Source organism: Parabacteroides sp. merdae-related_45_40, from assembly GCF_001915675.1.
Window position 1 is genome coordinate 1 of sequence record NZ_MNQY01000153.1, and the last position, 13,420, is coordinate 13,420.

Genomic DNA, 13,420 nt, shown 5'->3' on the forward strand with positions numbered 1-13,420 from the left:
TTTTGTGATCTTGAGTCAAGCATGGAAACAAGGGGATTTAATGCACCTCCATAGTTTTTGGCAATGCTTTTATCATAATAATATCCCAATATTTAATGAATGTCCCTAAGATGTGTGGCTGCCGATTCCATATATGCTAATAATGCCAACAGAAAGTTTTCGATGCAACATCGAAGCATGTTTAATTATCAGCGTTTTAGCATTTTAATCGGTACAAATATATTTTTGACAAAGAATTCATTTTCTATGTACAAGTGCAAACCTTTGTTTTTCAGCCTTTTATTGATTTTATTTGTACCGCCTTTCTTCATTCAAATTTTGTATATCAAAAATCAAGTATAAAACTTTGATTCTTTGATAGTTTTATCCCATGCGCTACATGATGATGGTACAACAAAGATAGGTCTTTTTTGTGAATTTCTCAATGTATTAATGTGGAAAATAATAATATATTTAAGTAGTACTTGTGGTGTAATCCGGAGATTATTTATGTTTTTGATTATGTAACAAAATCAAAAAAAGTAAGACGATATTACATCATTATCATTGGGAACTTAATTTTTTTCTATGTTGTTTCCAGTTTAGGATACTTTGTCGTATGTTTACTATTTAGGTGTGGATGCGGCAAGCGGTAGGATATTGAAAATAAAATAAAAAAATATAGGATTTATAATCAAGCACTATGATTTGACGATAAGTTTTTTATAAAAAAAGGTACAAAAATGCCTCTGAAACAAAGGTGGACAAATTATGATTGTTTTGCAAAGTAATCAGTCTTCAACTAATAGGCATAAATCGGGTCTTGGAACGAGATTTCACCAGCCTATCAATATATCATTCTTGATAAGAGTAACTTTTGAACGGAATATTGAGATCGTTGAAGAGATTTGATAGCAATGTATCACTTCGGTTTAACTGATGGCCTTTTTTCCAGCTATAAGGTTGATATAGTTAAGTTGATGTGTGGTCAGTGTTTGTTACAAACGACGACTTATATGACAGCGGTCGCTATTTTTTTAAGATTGCCTAATAGAAATAATATATTGTTTGTTATCTGTAAAATATCAGCCTTATGAATAATATAATAGCATTTAATATCTCAACGCCCAATAATGTGGCCGAAGCAGATTTCTGCAGAAATAAATTCAAAAATTTATCTCTGTAACACATCATAAAATAAAATAAAACTGCTATATTTGCATATTATATGATATGTTGAGCTATGACAAAAAGTACAATGGGTACCAAGTTGCCAAGGAAATTGGAGCAGAAGATGAAGATAGTCGGTGAGCAGATCAGGCTGGCCAGACTGCGTAGAAATCTCAGTATTGCTCAGGTTGCCGAACGTGCCACCTGTTCACCTCTTACGGTTTCACGCATAGAGAAAGGTGTACCGACAGTGGCAATAGGCATTTATCTTAGGGTGCTTTATGCACTTCAGTTGGATGATGATCTTCTTCTGCTTGCAAAAGAAGATGCAATGGGAAAGGCCTTGCAGGATTTGAGTCTTAAGAAACGAGAAAGAGCATCCAAAAAAGAATAAGCGATGAAAAAACTTTATGTATTTGCCGATTTCGATTGGCTGAAAGAACCAAGGCTTGTTGGAGAGCTAAGTTACGAATCACTTCGTGGCTCTGACAGCTATGGATTTTGTTATAGTAATGAGTGGTTGAAGGACTATGGTAGTCTGTTTCTTAGTGATGATTTGAACAATTATCCTGGTCAGCAGTACACGGCTCTCGGCAAGGATATTTTCGGATGCTTTTCGGATGCTCTTCCAGACAGGTGGGGACGTACATTGATAAATCGCAGGGAGCAGATTCTGGCAAAGGATGAAAAACGCCCGGTGCGTAGGCTTTCTTCGTTTGACTATCTTATAGGGATTGAAGACTTTTCTCGTATGGGAGGTTTCCGTTTCAAAGAATCCATGGATGGAAACTATATTAATGCAAGTGAAACCTTGCGCATTCCTCCATTGACAGACATACGTGAGTTGATTGCAGCCAGTTCTGAAATAGAGAAAAGCGAAGAAGAGGATCAGCTTCCTGAAATGCGATGGATTGCACAGTTGGTGCAGCCAGGCTCTTCTCTTGGTGGTGCACGTCCAAAAGCAAGTGTGCTTGATGAAAACAAGAATCTTTGTATAGCAAAGTTTCCGTCCCGTAAGGATGATTATGATGCAGGTCTTTGGGAACATTTTTCGCATCTTTTGGCAAAAAAAACTGGGATCAATGCAGCGGAAACAAGAGTAATCTCTACAAATGATAAATATCATACTTTGCTTTCCAGACGATTTGACAGACGAGAAGATGGTAAACGTATACACTTTGCTTCAGCCATGACACTTTTGGGGTTGAATGATGGAGCTAATGCCAATACAGGCAATGGCTATTTGGATATTGTTGATTTTATCATTCAAAACTGTACCAATGTGGAAGATAATCTGAAAGAGCTGTATCGTAGAGTGGCGTTCAACATTTGTATTGGTAACACAGATGATCATTTCCGTAATCATGGTTTCCTTCTGACTGTCAAGGGATGGACTCTGTCACCGGCATATGATATGAATCCTACCTTAAACGAATATCAGAGTCTGTTGATTAACAGCTATACCAATAAATCGGATTTGAAAGAATTGTTGGATTCTTGTGAAGAGTATATGATTCCGGAAGATACTGCCGGGCAAATCATCGCTGAGGTGCTGAATGCAGTTATGGAATGGAGAACATTAGCTACGAAATTGGAAATTGCGAAAAGTGAGCAGGAACGTTTTGCTGCGGTTTTTGAGAAGCAAATACTATAGATAGTCAATTATCCATGTACCCTAAGTTCTATTAATGCAAAAATTAATCATCTGCAGTATAATAATTAGTAAAGAATAACAAGTTGAAACAATAAATAAAAGTCATGACTGAAATTGAATTCAAATGGTTAACTGAACTTCTCGCTGTTTTACTAACAGGTAAAGGGGTGTTTATTGTGAGTATTGTAATAGCTGTAATTTTTGGATTTATATACTATAAGAATAGATCTAGACAGTTGCTGAATAGCTTACCAGGACTGTTTACATCTTTAGGTCTTTTGGGAACATTCGCGGCTATCTGTAATTCATTAGGCGACATCAACCAGGACTCACTTGAAATAGATACCATAATTCGAAATTTGGTACCTGCCTTTACATCTTCTATCGCAGGTCTTATTTCTGCGTTTATCGCAACAGCAGGATGTAAGATATGGTATTCATATGAAGACCGGAAATTGGAAAAGAAAATTAACCTACAAACACCTGAAGAGTGTTTGTATAATCTTACCCTGTTGTCAACTACAACAAATAAATCTCTATCAAGGATTTCACAGCAACTTGTAGAACAAAGTGCCAAAAATGAAGAATATAATGAACGACTCAATACTACTATTAGTCAGCAAAGTAAGATTCTTGAGCAATTTATCAATGACTTTGTAAAGAGAATGGATGATATCTTTACTAAGATGCATGGTCAGATTGAACAGAATATTAAGGATTTCGGTGAAGAGCAGTTCAAGAAATGTGCAGATACTCTTGAGGCTTTGACAGATAAAATGTCTTCACTCTCTAAAGGTCTGCTTGAAGAGCAAAAGACTAATGTCCAGCAAATGATTGCAGGGACCAATACAGAGTTACAGTCTGTATCTAGCAATGTGACAGTACAAATCACATCACTCTGTACTCGAATGACTTCTGCATTGGCTAATTTACGTTCTAGCCAGGATGAAAAATTGACTTCTATCGTTGAAAACTATAATGCTTTGTCAGAGAAATTGGCTAGTCAGAACTCAGATTTCGCTGAAAAGATGAATGCACAATTTAATGCTGAATATGAAAAGATTCAGGAACAAAATACAAACAGCTTGCAACAGATGGTTGATTTGAAGGATGCTTATGCTGAAGTAAATCAAGAAATGCTTCAAAGCAGTACATCTATGAATCGTGAAGTAAGTGCTGAATTACGCAATTCTCTTTCTACATTCGTAACGGACTTACAGAAGACTGTTACTGACGAAGTTAATGCCCTCAGTTCAGCAATTGTCACAAATGTAGAAGCATTAGAAAGGAGTTATGCATACATCAGTGATCATGTTCGAAATATTAAGGGCAACTATGAGAGTGCAGCTCAAGCATATATTGATGCCGTAAATAATGCTCATAGGATGAATGAGAGTCAAGAAAATATGCTTTCGACCATTAATGATAGTATGAAGCATGTTGTCCACACAAATGAAAAGGTGGATGAAGTCATTGCTGTAATAGAAGAAAGACAAGAACGTATAGAGAACCTGATTTCTCACATCAATGAAATCAGCACAACAATTGAGACTCTTCAGAAACTTGAAAGTCAACTTAATAGAATCACCAACAAATGAGTAAGTTGAATTTTAAAAACGAAGGTGACGAGCATAATTTCTGGCAGAATTATACAGATTTAATGTCAGGGTTTCTGGTTGTGTTTATCATAACCAGTCTTGTTGCATGGTATGGCTACATTAAGGTGACAGGGGCTATTGGTGGTGATGGTGGTAGTATAAAAGTCACCATTGAACAATCAAGAATGATTCGAGAGTTCAACGAAGCACAAAAGTCATTAGTAAGTGAGTATTTCCATTATAATGAGCAATATCAAAGATTTGAGTGTAAATCAGATATAATGTTTGAACCTAATTTGGCAAATATCCCGGCTGATAAAGAAGAAATTTTTATAGAAGCGGGAAAAGAGTTGGTTAACAAAATTTTGTCCAAATTTAAAGAGTCTGTAAATATTTCTTTCAAAATCATAATAGAAGGACGAGCAGCCAGACATTTGAACAAAGGTTCCAAGGAAGCAAATGAAGCAGCGGATAGAGCTGTATGGCACACAATGGAAATTCGTAGCTATGAACGTGCATTGAGCTTATATAATCTTTGGAATCAAAATGGGATAATTAAATCCATTCAAGAAATGAATGGAGAAGTGTTTATTTCTGGTTCGGGTTTTGGTGGTCAAGGTGGATATTCCAATACTCCAGGCCAAGAAGAACTCAACAAAACATTTATCATTCAAATCATCCCTTACATCAAATAAAGTAGAGGAATTATGAAAGTAAGAGACCTCAGACAATATATAAAATCAATTTCAAAAGGTAATGAAACCCTTGAACTAGTAGGTTCGAATAAAGAATACTTTTTGAATATGATGAGTGGGCAGGGACAAAAAGTCGATGCTCTCATAACAGATGCAGCCAGTTTTGCAAATAATGCAAAAGAACAGTTGTTCTATGAATTTGTGCAGAATGCGTATGATGCAAGTGCAGATTCTTTATTCTTCTATGCTAATGAAGAGTTCTTGATAGTACTAAATAACGGAGAACCGTTCTTTACTGACCTCAATATTTTTGATCTTCCTGAAGGCGAAGAGCCTAGAGATGGTCAGTTATATAATTTTTTAGCAAAAGGTAAATCCTTGAAGTTAAACGATGATGACAAACTAGGTAAGTATGGTCAAGGTTCCAAGTTGCTTTATACACTTTTGGCAGATATAAATCATAACGTCAATACAGAAGAACTTCTTAAAGATGCCATCATTAATAACAAAAAAGGACCATATCTTGTTAGTTGGCACAATATGTCCCAGTTGGATGCTTGGCTTATTAATGATGATGAGTGGATTCCTGCTCAAGCAGACGATGTAGAGAACCATATACTGTTTGCGAAAATTCTTATGAGCTATTATCCAATAGCACCAGGTCAAGATTTAGAAAGATTTAGCAATGAAGAAGCACAAAGAGCAATTAAGGCATTCAATGAATTAGTTGATCCGCCAAGAAATAAATCGTTCTTGACTAAGGGAACGGCTTTAATTATACCCTTAGGAAAGGGTAAGTATGATGCGATCATTGAAGAAAACAACCTTGAGAATGTTCGTGCACGTTTAGGCGTTTTTGCTTCCATCACAGCTGCTCAAGAGCGTAATGTAGGCAAATCACTTAAACATATATATGTGATGGGTAAAGAAGTAGAGCAGCATCCTGTTAGTTCATTATTTGTTGATTTTGTAGAAGAAGGGAATAAATTCCATTATCACTTTGCTTTCAATCCAATATTCGCTGAAAAAAATGTGGTTAACTTCTTTAAGGGATTGCCTATTCTACAAACAAAATATCGATTTGGTTTTATTTTGGACAGCCAGATTTTAGAGGTAGATGATAGCCGTCAGCGTATAAGCGATACAGAAAAAACTTGTGATCAATTGCGTCTTGCCTATACACATTTGGTTGATGAATTGAAGTCGCTTTTGGTTACAAATAGAGAAAAGTTTGATTATATCTATCAGTCCTTGATATCGTCACGCCCAGAAGATAACTCTGAAGATGAACAGAAGATCCGTAAAGCATTCTATGATGTTATTCGTCCATTCTTGAAGGAATATGCTTATACATCTGAGGGTACTTACGTACCTTTTGAACAAGTATGTGAGGAAGAAAAGGAAACGAATGTTTTATTGAAAGATATTGGTATAACTGATTTACATTGGATTGACAATGAAAGCAGAAAAAAATATTCTTTCCACTTTGATAAAAAGGTTCGTGTTTTACGTTTTGCTGAGATGCTTCAAATGGCAGACATGGAAAAATTGTCCGCATGGATAAAGTGTATGTCTAAGGAGGATTATAGACTATTCCATACCAATTGTCTTGATTGTATCTCAGATATTGAAACAATACAATTATTCCGTTCAAATGAGAATAATTTATATTCATGGGGGGAATTGAAGTCCGATATTAATGTTTACTATATGGCTCAGACGACACAACCAATATTTGTAGGTCAAGAGTATATAGTAGAACCTATGTGTGAGGAATATGATGAAGATGATTATTCAAATCTTTTCGGTAAGATAAAAGCAAATCTTGCAGAATTGAGAGAAACTTCTATGGGCAGAGATGCTGTATGTCAAACGCTCTGTATGATTGCTGAAAATGAATCTGATTACGAAGATGAAATTATAAATGGAATCACTGTTCTTCAGAACTGGCGTGGTGATTATTTGCCATTCTCTGAACTGTTTGAAGAGCGTTTGGACGGGACTATTTTGTTTGACAATTTCCGCATCAAAGGTAGTATACCTGAATGTATTAAACATCGAGATTGGCTTATTGACAAACAAGGCGACAATACAGCACTGTGGAATTGGATCGTAAATCATTTCGATGATATAAAGCAAGAAGATGGCTGGGGCGACAACACAGATGCATATCTAAGAGATATACAGAATGCTTACAAGGCAGGTGGAACATCTGTTGCAGGTTCATTACTTAGATTATATCTTGACAAAGATGGTAAACCTACAGATGAATCATGTCAGAATGTAGAAAACTTCGATAAGTTATCTGAAGCAGAATATGAAAAACTTCAAGCTTCATATTCTGATTATAATTTTGTGCCATATAAGTACGAAAAGGTGTTGAGTTCTGCACCATTCATGATGAATACCTTATATGTCTACGACTTGATTGACCCTAATCAGTTTATAGACTTTGATACATTGGCTATTTTGTCGAAGATATCATCTGATGGATTCTTGCTTAAATACAGGGTTATAGGTAATGATAATAGCTTTATAGTTCAGGCCCTTAATGGTGGGAAAAACTATACTAATGACCTTGACACGGATTTGAGAAGTGCTTTGTTAGAGATTGGATTTTACTATATACCTCAAAAGGTACAAACTCTTATTCCATCAGATACAAATGCTTTCAATATCACTCGGGACGACTTTGCAAATTCTGTTGTAGATAAGATTTCAGATAAGAATCTAATATTCCCCCTTATCAGAAATTGTAGCTCTGCTGTTGTGGAACATTATATCAATTCGTTGTCTATAATATCTATCGACCATAAGATTACAGATTCTGATATTCGTTGGCAGATTATTAAATTTGCCGTGTCACGTGATACTGAAGAGAATGAATTTAGAAAAACCATATTTAATTGTATCAGACATAATAATGAAGGACTTCCAGAGACAATAAAGGATAGTGTTTTCATTGCTTATGATCATGAGTATAGTCTGTATGCCTTAAATGGTGATTATCAAGAAGAGAATGAACATATCGATTCATTCCTGGATTGTCTTCCTTCAGATAATGATGCAGAGTGGTTTAAGGAACAATTTTATGGAGACAAGAAGGAGAACGTTTCTTGCAAAGAAATCTATGACGAGATAAAAGATAAACATCTCACAATAGAGCAACTCCGCTTCTGTCTTGACTATTCACTTAATGATGGGCCTGATTATTACAATCTTGAAATAGGTAAAGAAGAGAGTCTTAGCGAGGCTTTGACAATGATTAAGACTAACCAGTATAGAGGGTTTGATGAGTATTTCAAGATTTCTGATTTTGATTCAGAGACCCAAGTATTTGCAGAGCAATCTTTACTTAATGACGAAGAAAAGCTTCCCAACGAAATGCAGAAATGGTTGGAACAGAATGTTGATGCTATCAATTTGTTTGAGAATATCAGAACCGACAGTGAATCATACATTTCTGTAAGAAGACTCATTCGTGATAACGAAGAAGCTATAGCTATTCCTGATTTTGAAGACCCAGATAAAACTGAATCAACAATAAACTGGTTGTTGAATGCTGAACTTATATACGTTTATGGAGATAATGCCTACAAGAATATAAAACGTATAATCGATAGACTACCAGAAGGCATTGTTAACATGGTATTCTTAAGGTATACTGGTAATGTCGAATGTCGTGATAAGTCACTTGACTCTATTTGCCCTACATTTACTCTTGAAAAATATGATAAAGAATCATGTTTCTTATCTATTTATTCTTGGACGCCAATATTCTTGGATATGTTGATGAATGACAAGAAGGTGCAGAATTTCTTTGTAAATGAAGTCGTGTTTGCTTATGAAGGATTAGAATTACTTTCTAAACATAAACTACATAAATCTCCTAAACTAGAGGTTTCTGTTAAGGCTCATGAAGGAGATTATAATGAAATTGCAACAGAACCATATCAGATTTGGAAGAATATGCCCGAATCTAGAGGTATCTTGATTAAAACATCAAAGAAACCTATTGGTATAAACTTTACAATGCTCAAAAATAGGGAACAGGTTTTCTCAAAAGCAATAGATAACAAGGAATTTGGTTATGACACTAATGGTTTGGTAGTTGTTCAATATCCTAATGCAGAAAAAATCTCTGCAATAAAGATGATAGAGAAACATCTTGCCGATATGGAGTTCTTCCAGCAACCTTTTATTGTATTGCAAGGACTATATGTAGACCAATTGGAAAAACTTGAGCAAATTGCAGAGGAAAAAGGAACAGATATCGCTACGATAGTTCAAACTTCAGAAAAATCAATTAGTAATACAGGTGATAATGATGCGAACTTAAAGGTCGATGAAGATAAACTTGACAATATTAAAGAGTTGGCTGAATCATTTGATGCAGATGAATTGATGGAACTTGCTGATAAGAAAGACATGATATTAGAGATTCTTCATGAAATGCAAGAGGTTGATGATGAAACTCAAGAGTCGCAAGTTCGTCAAACAATTGGATATATTGGTGAACTTATTTATGAGCAATATCTATTGGCCCAAGGTAAGGATTATAAGTATGCTGCAATAGAAGGTATTGGAGATTATGACTTCCATAATATTACAGACAGGATTTATGTCGATGTTAAAACAACATTGTATAGTCTTAAAGATGGTACTGCTCCATTCTATTTACATAAATCTCAAAATACTTTTATGCAAAAGCATCCCAATGAGAAATACCATATAGTTCGAATATCATTAAACGACTTGGATTTGCAGAAATCGTATGAAAGAATAAGAGATATTTATGGTAAAGAAGCAAATCCTATGATTGACGAAAGACTCAAAGAGGATTGTTTGAAAATTGCCAAGAAGTATTGGAGAGGTGCAAAGATTGAACAATTCGATGCATTGTCACCAGAATATTCTATTAAGATAGAAAAGAAGTAAGATGAAAAATAGTATAACTCCTGCTCAACAACTTTATTATGCATGGGATTTATCGCATAAGAAATCGACCAGTGACGATAGTCGATTTACTGGCGTATTGTCTGAAGCTAAAGTTGATATGAATCCTCACCAAGTTGAAGCAGCTTTGTTTGCATTCAAATCTCCACTAAGTAAAGGTGCTATTTTAGCGGACGAGGTTGGTTTGGGTAAAACTATTGAAGCTGGCATTATTCTTTCAGAACTATGGGCAGAACATAAGAGACGAATTATTATTGTTGTTCCTGCATCTCTGAGAAACCAGTGGAATTTGGAATTGATGGAGAAATTTTACTTACCATCAGTGATTCTCGAAAATGAAAGCTATAAGGAAATTAAGGAGTTGGACACTAATCTCTTTGAAGATGGTAGACATATCATAATCTGCTCATATAATTTCGCAATAAAGCATTCAGAAGAACTTCAGTTGGTTGATTGGGATTTGGTCGTATTTGACGAAGCTCACAAAATGCGTAATGTCTACAAAAAAGGTAATATCATTGGTAACACGATGATGAATACCTTTAAGCATTATAAAAAGATTTTGTTAACTGCAACGCCATTACAGAACAACCTAAAGGAACTATATGGCTTAATAAGCATTATAGATCCACATTTCTTTTCTACAGTTGATTCGTTTAATGAGCAATACAATATGATTACTACCAGAGACTCTGCTAAGTTTGGAGAACTCAAAGGTAGACTGTCTCATATTGTACATAGAACACTGCGTCAACAGGTCAAAGAATATGTCAACTACACTAAGAGAACTGCATTTGTACAAGAATATGAAGCTTCTCCTGAAGAAGTACAATTGTATGAAAATATAAGCGAATACCTTCAAAGGCCAGGAACATATGGCATTCCTGAGAAGGTAAGGCCTATGTTGTCATTAATTGTCAGAAAGATAATGTCTTCTTCTGCATATGCGTTAAGTTTTACTTTACAGCGTTTTGTCGAAAGACTAGAACATTACAAAGTTACTGGTGAATTGTTATCGGCCATGTCAACGGTAGAAAACGACTACGAAGTAACACTCGATGAAGAGAAAGACGAAATCAACGAAGGACTGAATCCTGCAATTTCTGATGCGATTGATTTGGAGATAGCTGAATTACGTATGTATCAGGAACAGGCAAAGTCTATTGTAAATGAGACTAAGGCAAAGCAATTACTCGTTGCTCTAGAAAAGACATTCCATAAAAATGAGATGCTTGGAGCACCCAAAAAGGCTTTAATTTTTACTGAAAGTCGTAGAACTCAAGAGTATTTAAAATCTTTTCTTCAGAATAACGGATACAAAGAAAAAGTCGTTTGCTTTAATGGCTCAAACAATGATGATGATTCTAAATCTATCTATCGAAAATGGCTATCTCTATATGCAGGTTCTAAACGTATATCAGGAAGAACAATTATAGATAGAAAACAAGCATTGGTTGACCATTTTAGGACAGATGCCGAAATCATGATTGCAACAGAATCAGGTGCTGAAGGTATCAACCTGCAATTCTGCTCACTTCTTGTCAACTATGACATGCCGTGGAATCCTCAAAGAATAGAACAGCGAATAGGACGTTGCCACAGATATGGACAAAAATTCGATGTGGTTGTAGTGAATTTTGTAAATCAGTTGAATTACGCAGACTGTAGAGTCTATGAATTGCTGAATGAGAAGTTTAATCTTTTTGAAGGCGTATTTGGTAGTAGTGACGAAGTCTTAGGCTCATTGGAGTCTGGAGTTGATTTTGAGAAGAAGCTTAATCATATTTACCAAACTTGTCGTACAGAAAGAGAAATTGAGGCTGCATTTAATCAACTTCAGTCTGAATTGGAAGAGATTATACAGCAACGAATTAAAGATACCAAAAAGTCTTTACTTGAAAATTTTGATGAAGAGGTTGTTGATAAGCTGAAGATTCGACAAAGCGAAGATCGTGATAGAGTAAATTCTTATAATCGTCATTTTTGGCGACTAGCCAAGAGTGTTTTGAAAGATTTAATTACTGACATTGATGATGAAAATCTTACTTTTGTTTTACCAGTATCACTAAAAAGCAATATACCTTCCGGTACTTACATATTAAACAAAGATCATGGAGATTTTCATCAGTTAAGAGTAACGCATCCTCTTGGCGAATATATTATAAGCAGAGCATTAGAGACCCCTGTTCCTGATGCTAGTATTGAATTTGAAGTAGACAATTTATCCTCTAGACAAGTTTTGCTGGAAAAGTATAAGGGAAAATCAGGTGTAGCTGTCGTATATAAAGTAAAGGCTTACAATGAATTAGATTCACATGAACATCTTCTTTTCTGTAGCAAAACTGATGATGGAGAGAATCTTTCACCAGATTTTCTTAAAAAATTGTTTGAAGCAAACGCTATTAATGAATCGAAATGGTTTGGAGACAATGTTGAAGAGCAGCTGACCGAATCATATGAGCAACAATTGTATGACTTGAAACATGATGTTTATAGCAGATCTGAAGAATACGTTAGTTTTGAGATTGATAAGTACCAAGCTTGGGCAGAAGATCAAGTTTACTCACCAGAGAATGAAGTTATTGCTCTTCGCAAGGAAGATGAAGCCTTGAAAAGACAAATTCGTAAAGAAAGAAATGCAAAATTGAAACTTGAACTTCAGGAGAACGAAGCTAAAATAGCAAAGCAATTACGTCAGAAACAACGCCAACTGTTCGATCTGGAAGATGAATGTGCGGATAAAGTTGATGCTATGACTGTAAAACTTCGAGTCGCCATGACAAACCATTATGATACATCCATTTTTATGCGTTTTAGATGGCATATTAAATAACTAAAGGCTCCCAAACAGAGAAGTCAATAAAGATAAAGATTGAAGTAGATACTTGTCCACCGTTGAACTTCAATACAAAATAAAAGCTATTGCTTCAGCCACATTCATTTATGCCTCGCTGTTTCACACTTCTAGACCTGTTTGCAGGCAAGATGCAATTATCATCCGGTGAATAATCCTGAAAAATTTGAACTTGTGAAATCTGTGTTTGATAGACCTTTGGTAGTAAGCATCCGATAAAGTACACATTGTATTTTCATAAAATAGAAAACTCGATATCAACTTTAGTCAAAAGCTAATATCGAGTTTTTTATTCGGCACTATAAAATATTTTGTGTAAATGGAAAATACGGGATTCAAGTTTGAGTCTCGTATTTTTTATTTTATAGATTTGCAAAATGAAGAAGATTATGAAAGAAAAGAATCAAGTAGTGCCCGATGAGGTGTTAAGCAAGGAGTTCCTTAGCCAGTTCAAGACAGAAGCGGATGTGAGCAAGTTTCTGAAACAGTTGCATGCCCAGGTGCTGGAGAAGAT

6 protein-coding genes and 2 pseudogenes are annotated in these 13,420 nt (G+C 35.3%); all 8 read left to right on the top strand.

Annotated features, from left to right (window positions below; all coding sequences use genetic code 11):
• The first annotated feature begins 1,222 nt into the window (after window positions 1–1,222).
• A complete protein-coding gene (locus BHV83_RS21515) occupies window positions 1,223–1,543 on the top strand; it encodes a helix-turn-helix domain-containing protein (protein WP_005640851.1) in 321 nt (106 codons plus the stop codon).
• Window positions 1,544–1,546: 3 nt separating this feature from the next.
• On the top strand, window positions 1,547–2,803 hold the full coding sequence (locus BHV83_RS21520; protein WP_005640852.1) for a type II toxin-antitoxin system HipA family toxin: 1,257 nt from the start codon (window positions 1,547–1,549) through the stop codon (window positions 2,801–2,803).
• A gap of 104 nt (window positions 2,804–2,907) precedes the next feature.
• Window positions 2,908–4,401: a MotA/TolQ/ExbB proton channel family protein gene (locus BHV83_RS21525; RefSeq protein ID WP_122205853.1), complete on the top strand. Its 1,494-nt coding sequence runs from the start codon at window positions 2,908–2,910 to the stop codon at window positions 4,399–4,401.
• Window positions 4,398–5,096 carry a hypothetical protein gene (locus BHV83_RS21530; protein WP_286758042.1) on the top strand — a complete coding sequence of 233 codons (699 nt, stop codon included), beginning with the start codon at window positions 4,398–4,400 and terminating at the stop codon, window positions 5,094–5,096. Before BHV83_RS21525 ends, BHV83_RS21530 begins: the two co-directional genes overlap by 4 nt.
• Window positions 5,097–5,108: 12 nt before the next feature.
• Complete coding sequence (locus BHV83_RS21535) at window positions 5,109–10,034, top strand: hypothetical protein (protein WP_286758043.1); 4,926 nt, start codon at window positions 5,109–5,111, stop codon at window positions 10,032–10,034.
• Window position 10,035: 1 nt separating this feature from the next.
• On the top strand, window positions 10,036–12,885 hold the full coding sequence (locus BHV83_RS21540; protein ID WP_005640856.1) for an SNF2-related protein: 2,850 nt from the start codon (window positions 10,036–10,038) through the stop codon (window positions 12,883–12,885).
• Between the two features lie 11 nt (window positions 12,886–12,896).
• Window positions 12,897–13,040: pseudogene (locus BHV83_RS21545) on the top strand (nucleotidyl transferase AbiEii/AbiGii toxin family protein); the annotation flags it as partial.
• 255 nt (window positions 13,041–13,295) lie between these two features.
• Window positions 13,296–13,420 (top strand): annotated as a pseudogene (locus BHV83_RS21820) (IS256 family transposase); the annotation flags it as partial.

Coding starts and splice junctions, on each gene's coding strand:
- BHV83_RS21515 (WP_005640851.1), top strand. CDS start 1,223: ATGACAAAAAGTACAATGGGTACCAAGTTGCCAAGGAAATTGGAGCAG.
- BHV83_RS21520 (WP_005640852.1), top strand. CDS start 1,547: ATGAAAAAACTTTATGTATTTGCCGATTTCGATTGGCTGAAAGAACCA.
- BHV83_RS21525 (WP_122205853.1), top strand. CDS start 2,908: ATGACTGAAATTGAATTCAAATGGTTAACTGAACTTCTCGCTGTTTTA.
- BHV83_RS21530 (WP_286758042.1), top strand. CDS start 4,398: ATGAGTAAGTTGAATTTTAAAAACGAAGGTGACGAGCATAATTTCTGG.
- BHV83_RS21535 (WP_286758043.1), top strand. CDS start 5,109: ATGAAAGTAAGAGACCTCAGACAATATATAAAATCAATTTCAAAAGGT.
- BHV83_RS21540 (WP_005640856.1), top strand. CDS start 10,036: ATGAAAAATAGTATAACTCCTGCTCAACAACTTTATTATGCATGGGAT.